The organism is Ureibacillus thermosphaericus, from assembly GCF_002370195.2.
Taxonomy (GTDB): Bacteria; Bacillota; Bacilli; order Bacillales_A; family Planococcaceae; genus Ureibacillus; species Ureibacillus thermosphaericus.
The window spans coordinates 2,483,048-2,503,154 of sequence record NZ_AP018335.1; the positions used below are offsets into that span (position 1 = coordinate 2,483,048).

The following is a 20,107-nucleotide window of genomic DNA, read 5'->3' on the forward strand; positions in this document are numbered from 1 at the left end:
AATTAAGATCATTGACGCAAGTTTTCATAACGAGCTTCAAGACTTTTCAGCCCTTGGTTTCTCCAATAGGAGTTACCAAGGGTTCTGTGTAATATTGGACTATTTGAAATACGCCAATAACTCTTCCGAGTATTTCCCCATTCATACGCTTGCCATTGTGGTACGCCAAGTTGAATAAGGTTGCGTATCTTTGTTTTCGGTTTCTTCCAGTTCTTCCATAGACACATTTGTATTTCGCAAGTTAAATTTGAGCCAATTGTTAATTAAAATGTGAGCCACTAAAAGTTGCTCTGTTCCATCCATTCTTTCGTTTCTAAAATTCGGTAAGATCCACCAATCATGTTAATGATGTGTGCACGATGCGTGAGTCGATCGGTTAACGCTGAGGTTAAAACTGGATCATGGAAGACCTCTTCCCAACGTTCAAATGTGAGGTTACTTGTAATAATCGTTGCTGCTCGACCGGCACGTAACGATAAGTGCGTAAACAGAAGCTCTGCTCCTTCTTTATCGAACGAAATGTAGCCAAGTTCGTCAATGATGACTAAATCATACTTTTCAAATTTCAATTCAAACGAGCGTAACGTTCTTGCGGAACGGCTTTCCTTTAATTGATTCACAAGTGAGGCTACACTCGTGAAATACACTTTATAGCCTGCTAAACAGGCCTCGATTCCTAATCCAATCGCAAGATGGGTTTTACCAGTACCAGGTGAGCCAATTAATAACACATTCTGCTTGTCCTGAATAAACTTTAGCTCTTTCAAATGAGGAAGGCGGACCGCCGCATTTTGCGGCAGTGCCTCTACATCTAATTCTTCTAACAGTTTTTTCTCTGGAAAATTGGCTAATCGAATTCGGTTAGCTTTTGCTCGTACGTAACAATCCTCCATTTCTTGTTTTAAAGCGAAATAAAGAAACTCAGCTGTGTATATTGTTCAAGTAAGACTTCCTGTTCAAGTAAAGAACGAATACTTGGTAAACGTAATTCTTTGCACATATCAATCATTTCTTTTTGCTTGTCCATTAATGAACCACTCCTGTTCCTTTAGAATGAAATAACGCTGCTAATGAAGAGAGATTATCTAAGGATTGGCTGGCGACATCATCTTGGCCAGTTAGAACAGTACGTACTTCCGCTGATTGTTCTGCTAAGAAAATGATTTTTTCAGTTGTTAGTTGAACCAAAGGGTTCTTTTCTAGTTCAGTAATGACTTCTAATACTCTTGCTAGGCAATCTCGTTCTTTGGTATAAACAAGCAGCTCTAGAAAACCTTTTTCATTTCCGATATAATAACGTTGGTAGATATTTTTTATTTGTTTTGGTGCTTGGCTCAAACATTCACTTTGGACTAAGGCACCTTTTTTCTTTTGTAGCGTGTTTAAATAGTGGTAAATATTCATCACCCAGACATGCACTTGCCAGCTTCGTTTATGCTTTGCGATACATTCACCTTCACTAAACAGAAGCACTTCCTCAGCACGAGCTTTTAACTTAATATATTCTCCTACATGCCCCTCAGGTACAGAATATCGGTTGTGCCGATAGGTAACAGTACTATATTTGTCCACACGTAGTTCTATTAATTCTGCCGGATCGAATGGTGCAGCTGTTAAGCTACCAGCACGTTCAGCTTTTCCTTCCAACATCAATTCATGATGTGTTTTCTCCTTCAAATAATGAGGACGTTGATTTAATTTTTCGATAATCGAAACTAAATATTCTGTCCTAAACACCAAACTACAAAAAGGATCGCATTTTGTCTACCATTCTCGTAAAAAACACCCGCCTCATAGACGGGTGATGTCGATGAATAAACAGTGGTATGTCGCAAAGATCTGGCCGTTTTCGGAAAAGCGATGTTCGTATTCACGCATCATCGCTTTGAATACGGATGGACGCTGGCAATATCGACCTGTCGTGCTGTTTGTGGCGCCGATTTTGCGCAATGAAAGGAAGAAGTCGCGAACGGATGGGAAGCGTTCGATTTCGATCGTTTCGGCTACGCTGATGGCGGCGGATGGAATGGTGCACTGGCATCGGCCGAGTAATTGATTTAGTGTTGGAAATGATTGTCCGATGCGAAGCGGTTCGTTTAGATTTTGCGTCTTAAGCGCACAGGCGAACGATGTGTGCAGCTCGTGAAACGTGCGTGCGCCAAATGTTGAAAAAACCAGTTGTCCGCCGTCGTTTAATGCGTCATAGAGGCGCAAAAGCGTGCGATCTAGATCGTTGAGCCATTGAAATGTCGCGTTGGAGATGATGAGATCGTACCGTTCGGACAGTTCGATTTCTTCGATGTCGCCGCAAATCCAATTGATCTGTTCAGCATCAAGGCGTTGTTTGGCGACGGCAATCATGCCGGGCGCTAAGTCGACAGCGGTGATGCGGGCGTGTGGAAAGTGACGGCGAAGCTTTTCGGTGAGATAGCCTGTTCCACAGCCGATTTCAAGAATGCGTTCAGGACGTATGACGATTTGGCCGAATAGAGCATTCGCCATCTTTTTTTGCACGTTGGCAAATTGGTCATATGTTTGGGCATTCGTACTAAACCGTTTTTGCAGTAATTGTTTATCGATCATCTTTTTCACCTACAAACCATTGAATGAGTTGGGCACATTCTTCCGTTTTTGTAACAAACGGAACGTGGCCTGTGTTTGAAAAAAGCGCGAGCGTTGCCGCGCGTGCATGTGCGGCAATGTGACGCGACGCATCCGGCGGACAGATCGCATCTCGTTCACCGTGAATGAGCAGCATCGGCACATGAATTTCAGGTAAAAGCAAACGAGCATCCGCCGTTAATAAATAATCAAGTCCGATGAGCAGCTCCTTCGTTCGGTCGCGATGAAAATAATCGGAAAGGTCGGCGTTTTCCTCTTCCGTCAGCAAAGAAGCCAAAAAAGCATTGATTGTCTCACCGGGATGGCGCTGAAGCTGTTTTTTCATCCGCTCAACGATGCGCGGATGCCATCCTGCGTCGTAGCCTGCCGCCGTCACAAAACGGCTCGTTCCGCCGATGAGAACAAGATGAGAAACAAGTTTAGGGTTCTCGTGCGCCATTTCGAGAGCGACGAGCGAGCCGAGCGACCAGCCGATGAGCACCGAACGAGCATGGAGCGCTTGTTTGGCACGTTCACGAAAAGAGGAAATACTTTCGATGCCGCCCCATTCAATGAACGATACATCTCCTAAATGACGCAGAGAGCGTGCGAGCGAAGCGAAAATCTCCCCTTTCATCCCCCAGCCTGGAATAAAAACAATGTTCATGCGATAACACCCATTTCTTTGCCGACAAGGGCGATTTGTTCGAGCGCCCAGTCGATCTGTTGTTTCGTAAGCGTCGCCATGAGCGAGAAGCGAATGCGCGCGGTGCCTTCTGGGACGGTTGTCGGACGAATCGCAACAGCCGCAATGCCGCGTTCTTGCAGCCTCTCGCTGAAACGGACGGTTCTTTCGTTGTCACCGATGATGATCGGCACGATCTGCGTTGTGCTTGCGCCGATGTTGAATCCGAGGCGCTTCAGTTCGTTGCGAACGTAATCGCTATGGGTAAACAAGTTTGTGCGGCGTTCGTGTTCTTGTTGGACGATGGAAATCGCTGCTCGAATCGATCCGAGCACCGCTGGCGGCAAGGCAGTTGTAAAAATAAAGGCGCGCATATGATTGATCAAATAGTCAATGAGGTATTTCTTTCCTGTCACATAGGCGCCAAATGTGCCAAGCGCTTTGCTGAAGGTTCCCATGTGAATATCGACGTGTTCAGCAATGCCGAGGTGATGGGCCAACCCTTCTCCTTTTTCTCCGTAGATGCCGCTGCTGTGAGCTTCATCGATCATGAGAATCGCGCCGTATTTTTCTTTGAGGGCAACGAGTTCGCGAAGAGGAGCGATGTCTCCATCCATGCTGAAAACCGTGTCGGTAACAATGATTTTCAGCTTATGCACAGGTGTTTTTTTCAAAAGCGTTTCAAGATGGTCGATGTCGTTATGGCGATAGCGCTTCAGTTCGGCGCGGCTTAAAATGGCGCCGTCAACGATGCTGGCGTGGTTGAGTTTATCGCTAAAGATGACATCCTCACGGCTTGCTAGTGCGGAAAGAATGCCAACGTTGGCAGTGTAACCGCTGTTGATGATCAGAGCAGCTTCGGTTTCTTTCCATTTCACTAACGCTGCTTCTGCTTCCTCATATAGCGCATGGTTGCCGACAATGAGGCGCGAGGCGGTGGCGCCTGCACCGTATGTTTGCATCGCACGAATGCTCGCCTCGATGAGCCGTTCGTCATCCGCTAAGCCAAGGTAGTTATTGGAAGCGAGATTCAGCAACTTTCGCCCGTTCATGATCACCCAACCTTCATCCGAACGCTCCATGCGCGGAAGTTTCCGCTTTTGTGCTTTCTTCTCCAGTGTTGCTAATTGCGCGTTTATGTTGTCCTGCCACAAACCTCCCTCTCCTCCTCCAATTGTAAACCTTTATAATTTTAAAGTTTACATTATCGTATCATAGACAAAACATTCGAACAATTTTTTTATGATCTCTTTAAAAACAAAGCTCTTTCAATGTTGATCTTCATCAAAAGAAAAAAAAGACCGCTTTATTGCGGTCTTCGGTTGTTCTTATTCGTTAGTTGAATAAGAACCTTTTCATTAAATTTTTTCAATGCTTCTCCAAGACGAATTAAAGAGATGATTTCTCCAGTGTGATTTCCATCCTTTATCGCACGATTGAGACATAACTTTAAATATATTTCTCACGAAGATATTGATTGGAGTCAAAGTAAATTATTTCAGTTAATGAAGAAAGCTCTTCCTTTAAACTTGTTAAATTCATTCATTTGAGTTAATTTCATAATTCTCACCCCTTGATTTTCAAGGGATTCAAGACAATAAAAAATGGGTACCTCCCCAAATTTCGTTATAATGGTAGGTAACCAAACAAACCATACGAAAGAGGTGAGTACCCTATGACTATTGTAAAACAAATTTCTCTTTTTGACATCCATCAATTATTAGAAATGGAAAGTTCCCATCGTTATGATGCCATTTTTAGTGTGATCGACATTCAGCCTATATTTCAATTGTTTTCTAAAAAGACATTGAAAGGTGCACCACGTGAATTGAATTATGGTGCAATGATTCAATCGCTGATTATACGTATTGTCGAACGTATTCCAACTATCAAGGATTTAGTCAAACGTTTGGTTCATGATCCTTTATTTCGTTTCGACTGTGGATTCCTTGTGTCTGATGTCGTACCATCTGAAAGCTCTTATTCACGCATGATTCAAGTCATTAGTGAATCAGATGTGCTAGATAAAATGAACGATACACTCATCAAAATGTTGGAAGGCTTTCTACATGATGAACATGTCGCCATCGATGCGAGTCACTTTGAAGCTCGTGATGCTTTCACACCATCAGAAAAGAAAGCACCTAAAACTCCTAAAAAACGTGGTCGTAAAACGAAAGCTGAACGAGCTGTTTGGTTATCCGAACAAGTAGAGAAAATAAGGAAATCAATCAACCTATGAAAAAGAACTGAAAGAACAGCTGGATATCCCATTAGAAACCCTTTGGAAGGATGTACCGATTGAGCCAAAATGGGGTGTGAAAAAGAATAGTAAAGGAAAAAATACATTCTGGTTTGGTTATAAAGCACATTTAGCTGTTTCGACGAAAAGTCAATATATCATCACTCGTTTGATGTCCTCAGGTAATTTAAGTGATTGTAAAGCTGCGATTCCGTTATTGAAAAAACTTCATCACTTAGGAAACGGTCAATTTACAATAGCTATATTTGATGCTGGTTATGATGTTGAACCTATTTACCGTCAAGCCGTATCACAGTCCATGCGAGTCGTGATTCCTTACAACGTTCGCCGAGAAGGAGAATATATAGGATTCGATGAATATTTTCGTCCAACCTGTGTGCGTGAACATAGTTACCAATATGACAGCTTTGACGCTAAGTACAATACATTAAAATTCACACGTCCAAAGGAATGTGCAACTTGCCCATTACGAGAAGACACCCTTTGCCAAAAAGTTTTCAAAATCAAATGTGATATAGATATCCGTAAATTTACCTATCCAGCACGTGGGACAGAACGATGGAAACAGCTTTATCAAGAACGTACAGCAGTCGAACGCGTTAACGCTTATTTAAAGGAATACTTTCAATTAAACAATGTCCGTCATCGTACAGGAAAGAAAGCAAAAATGCATTTCAATCTGGTGACGTTAATTTATAATACCTGCAAACTAGCAGTTGATCGAATTAATGCTTTATTACAGCAACAAAACCAAGTTGCATAATTTTAAAAAAAAACAAAGTTTTTAGTATAGGGGTACTCTATACTTCAGAAATACTATGATTTATGAAATTGATTCAATTTATAAACTTTTTAATAAAAACATTTCCAAATATCTTTCCCGGTTTCCTCCAGTTGTTTTTAATAGGATATCAATTTCAGCAAGTTCATTTAGCGCCTTCAATAACCGCTCTTCACTTGGACGATCCCTTTTTTCTAGCATTAATTTTACTCTGTAAGGATGAATCTTCAATTGTTTCGAAATTTGTGTCGGAGGATAACCTTTTTTATGTAAATAGTAAACGTTATTCATCGTCCGTATATTGTTTGCTAATAAACCAACTAATTTTATGGGTTCTTCCTTTTGACGCAACAAGTCATGATAAATTCGAAGCGCTTCTGAAACGTTATGAGCAAGGTAAGCATTTAACATTTTAAACGCATCGTGTTCAAGGGTTTTTGCTACGAGATTTTCCACTAAATCACTTGTAATCATTTTATCTTCGCCTAAATAGAGAACAAGCTTTTCAATCTCCCTTTGAAGCTGATTCATATTTTCTCCAACCATTTCAATCAGCTTGTCTATAGCTTCGTCTTCAATTTTTTTCTCAAAGCTCGCAACCTCACTTTGAATCCAAACAGCTAAATCTTTTTCCCCTAGCGCTTCTGCATGAAGCATGACGGATAATTCCTTCATCAACTTTGTGATTTTTTTTCGTTCATCCAATTTTTCATATGGCGCTGTAAAGATTGTTACTGCAAAATCGGAAGGATGATTTAACCAGTTTTCTAGTCGCTTGACGTCATGCTCAACTTTTTCCGAACCTTTTTCGGCAGCTTTTAAAAAGGTTGCATTTTTCGCAATGATTAATTTACGATCTGATAAAAATGGATATGTATCCGCTTCATCTATGACAAAGTCGACCGGTGACTCTTCCAAGTCAAACATCGTCATCTCCACTTCCTCGTGAACACTCAAGGCTTTTTTTATGCGTTCAATTGTTTCATCTATAAAGTAAGTTTCTTCGCCATAAATACAATATACTGGAGCGATTTTTCCATTTGCTATTTCTTTCCATGCTTTCGTAAACATTTCGTAAACCTCCAAACAATTCGTATCCATTAGTATACACGAATTATGAGAAGAACTGTATTTTTTGTATAAAATGTGTCAAAATGAAATAGAAATCAAAAAGAAATTCAATAATCTCTTATAGCTTTTTACTATCTATTGACTTATAATGGACTTTGAGTAGGAGGTTATCATATGGCAAATCATAATGAAAATTTCGTTACACATAACCCATTCGAAGGTGATAATGCTTCTTGCAAACGTAATGAAGCTACTGATGCTGCGGTTGGTTTCACGGTATCATTCTTATTTTTCACATTAATGTTCATTATTGCCGTAGTTATTGATGCTGTCGCTTAATACTTAATAGAGTGTAGACAAGGTTTCTCCCTCTGTCTACACTCTATTTTTCTTTTCAGTCAATAGTTGTTGTCACGGTTCTTATTTTCATTTCATGCGCTTTTGCGATAATTTCAATCGTCCCAACTTCCCCTGTCGTAAATGTTTTTAATCCCATTCGTTGAAATCGTTCTACAACTTCTTTATGAGGATGTCCAAATCGATTATTTTCTCCTGCACAAAAAATCGTGATTGCAGGCTGTAATTGTCGAATAAATTCTTCACTGCTGGAGGTCTTACTACCATGATGGCCTGCCTTCAATAAATCGATGGATGATAAAGTAGGATATATTGAAAGCAGCTTTTGTTCTCCCTCCTTTTCTAAATCCCCAGTAAACAATGCATGAAAATGACCATGTTGAACATATAAAACGAGCGAACCATTATTCCCTTCATAATCCGTATCAAAAGGCCAAAGATATTGAAAAATCACTTCTCTATCACGCCATGCATTTCCAGCCATTTGTTCCTTAATAGGAACTTTTTGAATCTTTGCCTCAACCATTAAATCATTCATAACTGGCTTTTTCAAAGAAGAAGGCGTTACATGTATTTCTCGAACGCGAATCTCTTTTAATATTTCTTCAGCTCCTTCCACATGATCACTATCAGCATGTGTTAATATAAGCGTATCAATGCTTGAAATTCCCTTTCCTTTCAAATACGGAACGACTACTTGTCTTCCCACTTCATATCGAGTACCTTCTTTCCACTCCTCCTGTTGAAATCGTAAAACCCCTCCTGTATCAATCATGTACACTTTTTTTCGAAAAGGAAGTTCGATGACGATACAATCGCCTTGTCCAACATCCACAAAGGAAATAATTAAATGAGGGTTTATTTTTCCTTTAAAATGTAGTAGAAATACAGGAATTAGTAATACCAACACGATATATCGGATTTTTGCTCGACAATCGATGAAGTATAATGCCATCAACACACTGACATAAGCCAGTATCATCAAAAATAAGGAAGGTTTGCCTGGCACCCACATTTGGTAAGGCACAGATTGTAGTACGAAAGTAAATTTTGTTATGAGAAGCCGAAATGGTTCATACACTGTAAAAAATAGATTGGATAAAGGAATTGGAATAAATGAAAGGATTAATAAAACAATATTGATTGGCAAAATAAGAAAGGAAAACAGAGGCACATAAAATAGATTGACGATAAACGAGGAGATACTTAGTTCATAAAAATGATATAGCAATAGAGGATAAACGATTAACTGGCAAACAAAAGTAATGAAAAACGATTTTAACCACCAAGAATTAATCGAATGCAAAAATCTACTAGAATAAATTAAACTAGCTGTAGCTAAATAAGATAGTTGAAAGCCAACTTGATAGATGACCCATGGCTCAATCAACACAAAACCGATAAAACTGATGGAAAGAGCATCATCTATTGCAAGGCGACGTTTGTATCGTGAAATGATGATCAACTCCAGAACAGTTACTGCCCGCCAAACAGAAGGAGCTCCACCTGCTACAATCGCATAAATTGGCAATAGAATTATTAGAAGAATGGTCGCAATCTCTTGCCTTATACGCAAACGAATCAGCCCTTCATAAATAATGAAAGCAAAAATTGCAATGTGCAATCCCGAAATGGCGAACAAATGAGTAATACCTAATTTTTGATAAGCCCTCGTTGTTTCATCATCCACATCATCTTGTAAACCGATTAGTAAAGCTTTTGCTTCAGGAGCAAGAGATGTTGGAAACGTCTTTTCAATATGTTTTTTCAAATGAAAACGCATAACACGAATTTTTTGATGGAAAGATGATTTCGTGTCAATATATTGAAGCCTATGAATTTCGAAGATACCTGTCGCACCTTTACTTTTTAAATACTTTTTCATATTAAAACTATAGGGATGTTGGGGTCTATTAGGTTCCACCATTTCCCCTTCAACTAAGAATCCCTTTCCTTCTAAAGGCATCGATTCGAAAATATGTTTTTCTTCTTCAGAGCTGAGTTTATATGTCACATAGACTTTCCTACCATTTTCATCTTTCATCAACCCTTTTATCTTATCGCCATTTACTTTATATTCATGCGTCCACGTATAGATTCCCGTCAAGATGATAGGCTTTTCTATTTCTTTTAATTGGGTAGAGAAATAGAGAAAAATACTAATACTACAAAATAAAAGTATAGTAATTTGCACTGGATGAAACTTTATCAAATAAGCATGCAAAACTAGCGGTATAAGTAACAATAAAAGCCATGTGGTCTCATGCGCACTGAGGGAGGCAATGAGCACCGACAAGGCATAGTAAATCCACTTATGTTGAAATATCAAATAACTCCTTCACCTTCTCTTCATATAAGGATAATTCTTCTTTATCGGCGCCACTTTGTCGTAACTTCTCCAACAAATCTAAAACTATTTGATATTTCTCGTCTTTTAAAAAGTCAATTTTTGATTTATTAAACGGCACATGAACAACATTTACTCCGGCTTTATTTAATATTTCGATAGCATATGGATCATTTTTATAATCACTAGCATAGTAAACATTTTTAATGCCAGATTGGATGATTGCTTTAGTGCATTGCAAACAAGGAAAATGAGTGATATATATATCTGCTCCATTTGTTGAAATACCGTATTTTGCACATTGTAATAGAGCGTTAATTTCTGCATGGATTGCGCGCACACAATGGTTATCTCTTATATAACAACCTTCATCAATACAATGTTCATCACCTGATATGGAGCCGTTGTAACCTCCCGCAATGATTCGTTTATCCCGCACAATCGTAGCACCAACGCTCAAACGTGGACATGTGCTTCGTAAAGCCAATAAATGACTTTGAGCCATAAAATACTGATCCCAAGTAATGCGCTCCATATGATTACCTCCAAATGATTTCTATTTACTAGTATAGAAGAAAATAATTAAATATTAGTTATATCGTGATAAAATCCTTCAATTTTTCAAAGGTTTTTTCACCGATGCCAGAAACACTTTTTAAATCCTCGATTTTTTTAAACGGTCCATGTTCTTCACGATACTGGATGATTGCCTGAGCTTTTGAAGGACCGATTCCTGGCAAAGTTATTAATTTGGACTCATCGGCGGTGTTAATGTTTACTAACGACTCTTTCTTGCTTGATGAATGGCTTTGTTGAAGAGCTTGTCCTAACGGTTGGTATTCTTCATCCCGAAGAAGTTCACCTTTTTTTGGTATATAAATAACCATCTCATCTTGCAATTTTTGTGCATGATTAATATAGTTTGAATCAGCTTCTTCTTCATAACCGCCCGCTAATTGAATGGCATCGATAATTCGATCTTCTGTTGTTAATTCATATACGCCGGGAAATTTTACAGCCCCTTTTACATCAACAATGACTTTTGTAGAAGTGGATTCTTCCGATTGAAGGGTTTCCATATCATCGAAAATTTGTGGTTGAGGAATGGTTGAAACGAATTCAGCGTCATCCGAACTGTCTTGCTGAAGTAAATAGATAGCAATGAATAGGCAAAGGATTCCAGGTGCTACAAGCATTTTTCCATACTTCTTTAAGAAATCGTGGAAAATCATAGAGCACCCCTTCTAGAAGGTAAATCATATGGAGTCACCTTTATGATACTCGATTTACCTTCTAAAGAAAAGATGTCATTTCACTGCACGAATAAAAATACGTTCACTCGTGTTGGTAGGTGATTGGTCTTCCCAATCAGCAGTTATAAATATTTGTGAAAAACCAACTTCCTTTAACCAATTTTCATAAGTTTCAATTGAAAAGGTTCTCTGATAATGTTGTTCATCAAAACGCTCATAAAGATTCGTTAAATCTTCCATTACAAAAAATGTGATGTCATGAACAACAGAATGCTCTTCTTCCCCTTTTTCTGTATACCAGATATAGAAAATATCGCCGTCATCATACGTAAAAGGGCTTTGTAAAAAGATTTCATCCATTTTATAAATGGAATGGACATCAAAAAATAGTTGACCTCCCACACGTAAAGTTGAATATACTCTTTTGAACGTTTCTTTCACTTGTTTTTCACTTTGTAAGTAATTGATTGAATCAATGGGAATGACAACAACATCTATATTTGAAAAGCCCTCTAAATCATCCATTGACATATGGTAAAACGGTATCGTCAAATCCTCTTTTTGGGACCGTTCTTGAGCAATTGTAAGCATTGATTCAGATAAATCAATGCCACTAACTTGATAACCCGCTTTACTAAACCGTATCGATAATGTACCAGTCCCGCATCCGACATCTAATAATGTGGGATAATTGGAACTTGGTGCAAAGGCAGTAACCCACTTAACATACTGATCATATGGGATGTCTTCCATGAGAACATCGTACACTTCGGCAAAACGTTCGTAACTATTCACTGACACTCGGCACTTCGATTTGTGGTGCATCTCCCCATAATCGTTCTAAATTATAGAATTGTCGTTCGTCCTTATTGAATACATGAACGACCATATCACCTAAATCGATTAAAATCCAACGAGCAGAATCGTATCCTTCCATTCTTCTAACATCAAAGCCATTTTCTTCAGCTTTTTCCTTCACTTCTCTAGCAATCGCTTGAATTTGACGGTCTGAATTTCCATGACAAATAATAAAATAATCTGCCAGTAATGAAATGTTTTTCATATTTAAAATGACGATATCTTCTGCACGCTTATCGTCTAATGCTTTATAAACTACTTGCAACAAATCTGCCATTGAGTCACAATTCCTCTCCTTTTGTATTTACTATCTATTTTTTCGAATTGTCAAAAAAGCTAAACAAATTATTTATAATAATGATTATAACATTCGATGGAATCAGGGAAAATCGGCTGCTTTGTATGAACTAAAAAGGCAATGGAATGACGAATACATGCACACATCGCTTGATTTAAATCTTGTTGTGCTTTATTTCTTAACTTTTCTACTCCATCAAATGATCGATTCGGTTCAATCATATCGGCAATATAAATAATTTTCTCCAATTTCGACATGCCTGCTCTACCTGTCGTATGGAAACGAATGGCATTTAAAATATCTTCATTGGATATATGAAATTCATGTTCGGCAATCCAAGCACCTACAGGACCATGTAAAATTTCTGGCCCCCAATTTAACAATCTCGAATCCAGACCGTGTTCTTTTACAATATTTTCCATCCAATCTTCATCTGCATATTTCGCAACATCATGCAAAATGGCAGCTGTTTCTGCTGCTTTTACATCTGCTCCGTATAGTTCTGCTAATTGAATTGCCGTCTCCATTACTCCTATTGTATGAATGTAGCGCTTTTCTGGCATTCGAGATTTAATTCGATTCAATAATTCACTTCGCTCCATAAAGACCTTCCTTTCGAATATAAGCTTCCACTTCTGGTGGTAATAGAAATCTTAATGTTCCACCTGTGGCAAACCGTTCGCGTATTATTGTGGAAGATAAAGCTATTTCAGGAGCTTCTACCATAATAATGTTATAAGGTGTCTCCGACTTGGCACCAGGGCGCTTAATACCAACAAATTGAACAATTTTAACAAGTTCATCGATATGATGCCAAGTGTGGAGGGTATCAATCATATCTCCACCAATAATAAAATAAAACTCTACATCCGGCTCTCTTTCTCTTAATGCCACCATCGTGTCATAAGTATAAGAAACTCCACCACGTTCTAGTTCAATTGTTTCCACCGTAAATTCTTTATAAGGTTTTATTAGTAATTGCACCATTTGCAGACGATTTTCATTAGTTGATTCGTCTTCCTTTTTTTTATGTGGAGCAATTGCGTTTGGCATAAAGCGGACTTCATCAAGTTGTAAGGCATGATACACTTCATTTGCCATGATTAAATGTCCGATATGTGGAGGATTAAAAGTTCCTCCTAATATGCCGACTTTTTTCATTAAAGAACACCTGACTTTAAAATTTATTTAGGTAATTCAATTCTTTTATTTTTCTTTGAAGGTTTATATAGCACAACTGTAAGGCCAATTAATTGAACAAGTTCAGAATTTGTTCCCGAAGCCAATGCTTCTGCTACATCGTGTTTATCTTCTTCACAATTATCTAGAATGCGAACTTTAATAAGCTCTCTAGCTTCAAGAGCATCTTCTATTTGGCGAAGCATTTGTTCATTCACTCCGCCCTTCCCTACTTGAAAGATCGGATTTAAATGATGGGCTTCTGCCCGCAAAAATCTTTTTTGTTTACCTGTAAGCATAGGTTCCTCCTAGTAATCTATTTTAATTGCTCTATTAATTTCTCCATCATTTTTTCGGTGTTTGGATATTGACCTAGCCAATGGTTAAATGCGATTGCTCCCTGATGAATAAACATTCCTAGCCCAGTTACAATCTTTGCTTGTCGTTTTTCAGCTTCTAACAGGAAAGGAGTCATTAACGGATTATACACGATATCGGCAACAATTGTTCCCTCCTGTAATTGATCCAATGAAATTGGGAGCTTGTTTTCTCCAGTTGAAAGCCCTAGAGAAGTCGCTTGAATAATAATACCATATTGATCTAATTGTTTTTCTGCTTGTTCAAGAGAAAGAGCAATCCCTTCACCGAGTTCTTGGATGATTGCTTCTGCTTTTGAAACAGTGCGATTGGCAATATGGATTTGTTCATAACCATATTGCTGCAACGCAAAAGCAATTCCCCTGCTTGCTCCTCCAGCTCCAATCATAAGCACTTTCTTCTCTTTGTTCTTTCCGACCGCCTCTTCTAAAGCATGTACAAAACCAGCACCATCCGTATTATAACCTTTTAATGAGCCATCATTTTGTCTAACAATTGTGTTGACTGCCCCCATCTTTTGAGCAATCGGATCGATGTCATCTAATAAAGGTATAATGGATTCCTTATGGGGAATTGTCACGTTCCATCCACTAGCACCTAGCAATTTTAAAGCAGCAACGGCTTCCTCTAATTGTTCACTTTTCACGTGAATTGGAATGTAAGTCGCATCAATTCCCATTTCATGAAACCACGTATTATGCATGAACGGCGATTTTGAATGAGCGATCGGATCACCAATAACAGCAAACCATTTCTTCATTACCTAACCCTCTTCCAATACTTAAATTAAAGAAGGACGTATAAATACTTCTACACCTTTAGGCGCATGACAAGCAACGACAACATTTGGTTGTTGCACTGTAATCCATCCTAGCCCGGAAATGACGATATCTGTTTTACCTTCTTTTATCGAAAACTCGTGACGAACAAATGGAGGTAATTGGTTGATAAACTCTTCCGAAGGCGGAGATAATAACTTGCCTCGGTGTTCATCATATAATGCGTCGGCTTTTTCCAATTTCGTACGATGGATTGGAAGTTCGTTTGATACATACACAGTAAACGAGTTGCGATTACCTTTAATAAAATCAAATCGAGCTAGTCCACCGATAAACAATGTCTGTTCAGCATTTAATTGATACACTTTTGGCTTAATTTCTTTTTTCGGTGTAATATACTTTAACTCACTTTCATGAATATGATGAGCCATTTGGTGATGATTGATAATACCGGGCGTATCGTAAATTGCTTTTCCATCTTCCATTGGAATTTCAATCATATCTAGAGTTGTTCCAGGGAAATGAGATGTTGTAATTAAATTCCCTTCTCCAGTAGCGCGTTTGATAATGCGATTAATAAATGTAGACTTTCCTACATTGGTACAACCGACTACGAATACATCTTTTCCTTCACGATATTGATCGATTGTTTCAATGACTTCATCCATTCCGTGTCCTTTATGGGCACTTACTAGTTTTACCTCGACAGGATGTAATCCAAATTCTCGTGAAGCTCTCTTTAGCCAACGCACCACTTTTTCTCGTTTCACAGATTTCGGTAACAAATCCGATTTATTTGCTACTAGTAATACCGGATTATTTCCAACAAATCGATGAATTCCTGGTATGAAGCTTCCATTAAAATCAAAGATATCTACAATTTTCACAATCAGTCCATCATGATTACCTAAGCCATTTAATATTCTCAAAAAGTCATCATCAGTTAATCGTACCGGTTGAATCTCGTTATAGTTTTTTAATCGAAAACATCTTTGGCAAATTACTGTTTCTTTTTCTAACGTTTTTGGCGGCGCATAGCCTGTTTCTTCTGGATTTTCAGTTTGAATTTTTACACCGCAGCCAATACAAGTTGGCATTTCTGTCATTATTGTTCCTCCCACATCGTAATTCCTTTTCTTTTTAATACTTTAAATAAGCGTCGTTCAACAAAACGGTTAAAGCGCGTAACAAAGCCATCCGACTCCGCTACAGGTCGAACTAAAAAAGTATAAAGTTGCAATCGTTTTGCACCTAAAATATCCGTAAGCAACTGATCGCCTACCATTGCCACTTCATTTCTATTTAATTGCAATTTATGAAGAGCAGCTTTATAAGCTTGTCCAAGCGGTTTTTTTGCACGATAAATATACGGTATTTTCAATGGTTCTGCAAACCGTTTTACTCTTTCTTCGTTGTTATTGGAAGCAATGATGATTTGGATGCCTGCTTCTTGCATCAATCTCATCCATTCAGCAATTTCTTTCGTCGCTTCCTTTCGATTCCATTCGATTAATGTATTATCCAAATCGGTTATTATACCTCGAATTCCAAGTGATTTTAATTTTTCTGGAGTAATTTCAAACACTGATGCAACAAATTCATTTGGTAAAAATAACTTATACAAAACCTTTTCCCCTCTTACAAAAATTTATTTCCCATTATAGCATAACCTTCAATTTGAAACCTATGTAGCACGAACATAACGATGGAACTCAATGCTCCTCACATAATACTACAACAATTGAAACATTTACTAAACTATCAAATGTTAAACAGTTCTTTCAAGCCTTTTCTTATGAATTTTACTTTTTTCTACAGAATAAGCGTCGTTACGCATTTTTTCATACTTCAATTCATATAATGTCGAAAAAAGCGGAAAGGATGACCTCCTTGAGCGGAATATTGGCATCACTGATTCAGCTTTGGTTAGATATTCCCGCATTTCTAGGATACCTTAAAGGTCAGGCATTTCATAAACCATTCACATCAGAAGAAGAAGCAAAAGCAATTGAACGATTTTTAGCGGGCGATGAGCAAGCGCGACTTGATTTAATTGAACGGAATATGCGGCTTGTTGCCCATGTGGTGAAAAAGTTCCATCCCCCACACGAACAATTGGACGATTATATTTCAATTGGAACGATCGGGTTAATGAAAGCTGTGAGCAGTTTTACACCAGATAAAAAAACTCGCCTCGCAACATATGCAGCCCGTTGCATTGAAAATGAAATACTCATGCACCTTCGAGCACAAAAAAAAGTGCAAAAAGATGTATCTTTGTTTGAACCTATTGGGGTGGATAAAGAGGGACAATCTTTGCAAATACGAGACATCTTACAACTAGATGAAAAACCTGCAATCGAAAAAATCGAACAAAAAGAAAGTTTCGAACAATTGTATACGTATCTCAATACATTGGATACGAGAGAATTGGAAATTATTATTTACCGTTACGGATTAAATAATGAAGAACCTTTAACTCAAAAAGAAATTGCAAAAAAATTAAACATATCCCGAAGTTATGTATCTCGAATTGAAAAAAGAGCTCTTGTGAAATTGTACCAACAATTTAAACATAATCAAAATGAAAGAGAAAGAGAACGGGAAAAAAAGTAAAACAATGAGCCAGCTCAAATGTTGAGCCGGCTCAATTCTTATATAAATAGAAAAAGCTCATTTAAATATTAATTTAAACGAGCTAATTGTTTTTTATTTTGATTTTACAGAACCGTCATTTGCACCGTACCAAGCAATCAATCCAACAAGTGCAGTAATTGTTACAGAAACTAACATTAATGTTAAAATCATACCTTTACCTCCTCCAAAAATGCATAACGAGCTTACATATATATTACTTTTTACCAAATGATGCAGTCAAGACCTTCTAGAATCCTTATAATTTCTCTATCGTTTTCAGAACAATTGCAGTTGAATGTTTCGCCGCCAATGGTAAAAACTCATCAAATGAAATGTCGGATTCTTTCCCTGCAATATCTGATAAGGCGCGAATGACTACAAATGGCGTTTGAAATTGATAACATACTTGGGCAACCGCAGCAGCTTCCATTTCACATGCTTTCATTTGCGGAAAATGTTTTCGAACCGCTTCAACTCGTTCAGGGTCATACATAAATGAATCACCGGAACAAATGAGCCCTACTCCATATTGATGTTCCCCTACTTCTTTTACCGACTCAACAGCCAGTTTCATTAACTTTTCATCTGCTTTGTAAGCAGGTGGCATTTGCGGTACTTGCCCCATTTCATATTTAAAAACAGTACAATCCACATCATGGTGTCTAACTTCATCTGATATTACAACGGAACCTACTTCTAAATCAGGGTCATAGCCGCCAGCAGAACCTGTATTGATAACAACATCTGGTTGAAAATGATGAAGTAAAATCGTTGTGGACATGGCAGCATTCACTTTTCCAATTCCGCTTTTCAATAAAACGACATCTTTTCCTTTATATGTACCAGTAGTATATTCACAATTTGCAATGGTCGTAACGGTTTTATTTTCTAATGCTTTTCGCAATAATTCAACCTCTTCTTCCATTGCACCGATAACTGCAATTTTCATATTTTAATTCCTCCTTGAAATCCACATCTATTCCAACTTAACGGAAATATCCATTGTGGTCAATTCATTACTTCATACGTGCCATCAATTTTTTTTAGTATTTCTACTTTAATTGGAATCCATCCTGCATTTTCAATCCATTTTATGTGAACTCGATATTTTTCTGTTTGATCTTTTGATGATACAACGGCAACTGCCCCTTTTCCTGTGCCATCATTTCTTACAGACCAATAAATAATATTATCTTCTTGTAATTCCACAGCATTTCGAATCGTCAATAATTTTTCTTCATAATCTACATGGCCCTCTTCAAAAGCAGAAACGTGCTCACCAGTTTGTCTCGTAGGCGTCACTTGCCAGTTGTTATTAACAATGACTTTTTCCACATTGGCATCTGAGGAAGTAGACACGATAATTTCATCATTGTTTTCATCATGAATGGACGAATTGTCTTCTTGCAGATTATTTGGCTCTTCATTTTTATTTGAAGCGTCTAAAGATTCTTCTTCATCCTTTTTACTATCCTGCTCCTCCAATTCTTCACTATCTTCATGTTCTTTTAATTCTTCCACTTTCGTATCTTCTCTAGCCACTTCATCTTCTTCATCATCTTTTACGATGAAATAAATATTAATCACAATTAACGTAAATACAATGGCTATCAATACATTGAGTATACGATTCATTTTTCGTTTATTATCTGAATAACGTTTCATTCTACGGCTATTTAATTCTTGTTTTTCCTTCGCCATATGATTCCTCCTTATATTTCTTTTTCCATATTACCAAGAAATTGAGATAAACAAATACTTCAACTAAATTTTTAATATTGTTGTCATATGAATATTACAAATGAAAAAGTCGACAAATTTTTATAAAATTTGTCGACTTTATTATCCATTAGTCGTTTGAAGAACGAATTGCTACGATTTTAACTTCCATTTCGCCGCCAGGAGTTGTTATTTTCACTACATCTCCAACTTTATGACCTAATAATGCTTTCGCGATTGGAGAATCGTTCGAAATTTTTCCTTCAAAAGGATCTGCTTCTGCAGAACCAACGATTACATACTCTTCTTCTTCGCCATCCGGCAATTCAATAAATGTTACCGCTTTACCAAGGGTAACGATATCTGCATCTTCTTCGCTTTCTTCAATAATCACTGCGTTACGCAACATATTTTCAATTGCAGAAATACGCCCTTCTACAAATGCTTGTTCTTCTTTTGCAGAATCATACTCGGAGTTTTCAGATAAATCTCCAAAACCACGAGCAACTTTAATACGTTCTACAACTTCTTTTCTTTTTTCTGTTTTCAAATATTCAAGTTCTTTTTCTAATTTTTCTTTACCCGCTAAAGTCATTGGGTATTGTTTTTCGTTTGACAAGACACTCACTCCTTAAGAAACATCACTTTTTTCATCCAATCACATTACCATATTTTGTAATGCAATCGTTTTCTTTTTCTGAAGAAAAATTTCTTATATATGATAAAACCCGGTTATTAGAAAAGCATATGTTGCCTTTGGACAATTTAGAAGAATCCAACGGACGCTTTCTAATAACCGAATTTTATTTCAACAATATATCAAATTGTCATTTAATAGTGAATAATGTAAAAATCATGCAAAAGAATCAATACCATACTCATCATATTATACTATGAGTTT

Annotated in this window: 20 protein-coding genes and 4 pseudogenes; 3 read left to right on the plus strand and 21 right to left on the minus strand. The window is 37.7% G+C overall.

Features of this window, described 5'->3' with window-relative positions; translation table 11 throughout:
- Positions 1 to 8 precede the first annotated feature (8 nt).
- The 6 genes and pseudogenes from UtA1_RS11915 to bioF all read right to left on the minus strand — a co-directional run.
- Positions 9 to 233 (minus strand): annotated as a pseudogene (locus UtA1_RS11915) (group II intron reverse transcriptase/maturase); the annotation flags it as partial.
- Between the two features lie 45 nt (positions 234 to 278).
- Positions 279 to 1,027 (minus strand): annotated as a pseudogene (istB, locus tag UtA1_RS11920) (IS21-like element helper ATPase IstB).
- Positions 1,027 to 1,734, minus strand: a pseudogene (locus tag UtA1_RS11925) (Mu transposase domain-containing protein); the annotation flags it as partial. The pseudogenes istB and UtA1_RS11925, both read right to left, overlap by 1 nt.
- A gap of 57 nt (positions 1,735 to 1,791) precedes the next feature.
- Positions 1,792 to 2,583 carry a malonyl-ACP O-methyltransferase BioC gene (gene bioC, locus UtA1_RS11930; RefSeq protein WP_096551244.1) on the minus strand — a complete coding sequence of 264 codons (792 nt, stop codon included), beginning with the start codon at positions 2,581 to 2,583 and terminating at the stop codon, positions 1,792 to 1,794.
- A complete protein-coding gene (locus tag UtA1_RS11935) occupies positions 2,573 to 3,268 on the minus strand; it encodes an alpha/beta fold hydrolase (RefSeq protein WP_096551246.1) in 696 nt (231 codons plus the stop codon). Before UtA1_RS11935 ends, bioC begins: the two co-directional genes overlap by 11 nt.
- The gene (bioF, locus tag UtA1_RS11940) at positions 3,265 to 4,440 is read right to left on the minus strand and encodes an 8-amino-7-oxononanoate synthase (protein WP_096551248.1); all 1,176 of its coding nucleotides are present in this window, start codon (positions 4,438 to 4,440) and stop codon (positions 3,265 to 3,267) included. Before bioF ends, UtA1_RS11935 begins: the two co-directional genes overlap by 4 nt.
- Before the next feature lie 521 nt (positions 4,441 to 4,961).
- On the opposite strand from bioF, the pseudogene UtA1_RS11945 reads away from it, so the two are divergent.
- Positions 4,962 to 6,312 (plus strand): annotated as a pseudogene (locus UtA1_RS11945) (transposase).
- 78 nt (positions 6,313 to 6,390) lie between these two features.
- On the opposite strand, the gene holA reads toward UtA1_RS11945, so the two are convergent.
- Positions 6,391 to 7,401 carry a DNA polymerase III subunit delta gene (gene holA / locus UtA1_RS11950; protein ID WP_096551252.1) on the minus strand — a complete coding sequence of 337 codons (1,011 nt, stop codon included), beginning with the start codon at positions 7,399 to 7,401 and terminating at the stop codon, positions 6,391 to 6,393.
- Between the two features lie 174 nt (positions 7,402 to 7,575).
- Here holA and UtA1_RS11955 point away from each other — a divergent pair, with 174 nt between their 5' ends.
- Complete coding sequence (locus UtA1_RS11955; RefSeq protein WP_016838586.1) at positions 7,576 to 7,740, plus strand: YqzM family protein; 165 nt, start codon at positions 7,576 to 7,578, stop codon at positions 7,738 to 7,740.
- 55 nt (positions 7,741 to 7,795) lie between these two features.
- Here UtA1_RS11955 and UtA1_RS11960 read toward each other — a convergent pair whose 3' ends face one another.
- The 11 genes from UtA1_RS11960 to UtA1_RS12010 form a co-directional block, all read right to left on the minus strand.
- Positions 7,796 to 9,865: a DNA internalization-related competence protein ComEC/Rec2 gene (locus UtA1_RS11960; protein WP_232019833.1), complete on the minus strand. Its 2,070-nt coding sequence runs from the start codon at positions 9,863 to 9,865 to the stop codon at positions 7,796 to 7,798.
- A 205-nt stretch (positions 9,866 to 10,070) separates the two neighbouring features.
- Positions 10,071 to 10,640, minus strand: coding sequence for a ComE operon protein 2 (locus UtA1_RS11965; protein WP_096551254.1), 570 nt, complete (start codon positions 10,638 to 10,640; stop codon positions 10,071 to 10,073).
- Between the two features lie 58 nt (positions 10,641 to 10,698).
- Positions 10,699 to 11,337 carry a helix-hairpin-helix domain-containing protein gene (locus UtA1_RS11970; RefSeq protein ID WP_096551256.1) on the minus strand — a complete coding sequence of 213 codons (639 nt, stop codon included), beginning with the start codon at positions 11,335 to 11,337 and terminating at the stop codon, positions 10,699 to 10,701.
- A gap of 75 nt (positions 11,338 to 11,412) precedes the next feature.
- A complete protein-coding gene (locus UtA1_RS11975; RefSeq protein WP_172597872.1) occupies positions 11,413 to 12,153 on the minus strand; it encodes a class I SAM-dependent DNA methyltransferase in 741 nt (246 codons plus the stop codon).
- Positions 12,146 to 12,493 (minus strand): ribosome silencing factor, encoded by a 348-nt coding sequence (gene rsfS, locus UtA1_RS11980; protein WP_096551261.1) that lies wholly within the window; start codon positions 12,491 to 12,493, stop codon positions 12,146 to 12,148. Before rsfS ends, UtA1_RS11975 begins: the two co-directional genes overlap by 8 nt.
- A 68-nt stretch (positions 12,494 to 12,561) precedes the next feature.
- Entirely contained in the window at positions 12,562 to 13,116 is a 555-nt protein-coding gene (gene yqeK, locus UtA1_RS11985; RefSeq protein WP_096551263.1) for a bis(5'-nucleosyl)-tetraphosphatase (symmetrical) YqeK, read from the minus strand.
- Complete coding sequence (locus UtA1_RS11990) at positions 13,103 to 13,675, minus strand: nicotinate-nucleotide adenylyltransferase (protein ID WP_096551265.1); 573 nt, start codon at positions 13,673 to 13,675, stop codon at positions 13,103 to 13,105. The genes yqeK and UtA1_RS11990 overlap by 14 nt, the downstream gene beginning before the upstream one ends.
- Positions 13,676 to 13,698: 23 nt before the next feature.
- Positions 13,699 to 13,992, minus strand: a complete 294-nt coding sequence (gene yhbY / locus UtA1_RS11995) for a ribosome assembly RNA-binding protein YhbY (protein WP_096551267.1) — start codon at positions 13,990 to 13,992, stop codon at positions 13,699 to 13,701.
- Positions 13,993 to 14,009: 17 nt separating this feature from the next.
- Entirely contained in the window at positions 14,010 to 14,831 is an 822-nt protein-coding gene (aroE, locus tag UtA1_RS12000) for a shikimate dehydrogenase (protein WP_096551269.1), read from the minus strand.
- 21 nt (positions 14,832 to 14,852) lie between these two features.
- Positions 14,853 to 15,956: a ribosome biogenesis GTPase YqeH gene (gene yqeH, locus UtA1_RS12005; protein ID WP_096551271.1), complete on the minus strand. Its 1,104-nt coding sequence runs from the start codon at positions 15,954 to 15,956 to the stop codon at positions 14,853 to 14,855.
- Positions 15,956 to 16,474, minus strand: a complete 519-nt coding sequence (locus tag UtA1_RS12010) for a YqeG family HAD IIIA-type phosphatase (RefSeq protein WP_016838597.1) — start codon at positions 16,472 to 16,474, stop codon at positions 15,956 to 15,958. Before UtA1_RS12010 ends, yqeH begins: the two co-directional genes overlap by 1 nt.
- Positions 16,475 to 16,740: 266 nt before the next feature.
- Here UtA1_RS12010 and sigK point away from each other — a divergent pair, with 266 nt between their 5' ends.
- Positions 16,741 to 17,466: an RNA polymerase sporulation sigma factor SigK gene (gene sigK, locus UtA1_RS12015; RefSeq protein WP_096551273.1), complete on the plus strand. Its 726-nt coding sequence runs from the start codon at positions 16,741 to 16,743 to the stop codon at positions 17,464 to 17,466.
- Between the two features lie 277 nt (positions 17,467 to 17,743).
- Here the strand turns inward: sigK and mtnN are convergent, their stop codons facing one another.
- From mtnN to greA, 3 genes are all read right to left on the minus strand, one after another.
- Positions 17,744 to 18,436 (minus strand): 5'-methylthioadenosine/S-adenosylhomocysteine nucleosidase, encoded by a 693-nt coding sequence (gene mtnN / locus UtA1_RS12020; RefSeq protein ID WP_016838600.1) that lies wholly within the window; start codon positions 18,434 to 18,436, stop codon positions 17,744 to 17,746.
- 59 nt (positions 18,437 to 18,495) lie between these two features.
- Complete coding sequence (locus UtA1_RS12025; protein ID WP_016838601.1) at positions 18,496 to 19,188, minus strand: YrrS family protein; 693 nt, start codon at positions 19,186 to 19,188, stop codon at positions 18,496 to 18,498.
- Between the two features lie 148 nt (positions 19,189 to 19,336).
- Positions 19,337 to 19,801: a transcription elongation factor GreA gene (greA, locus tag UtA1_RS12030; protein ID WP_408647342.1), complete on the minus strand. Its 465-nt coding sequence runs from the start codon at positions 19,799 to 19,801 to the stop codon at positions 19,337 to 19,339.
- Positions 19,802 to 20,107: the final 306 nt, after the last annotated feature.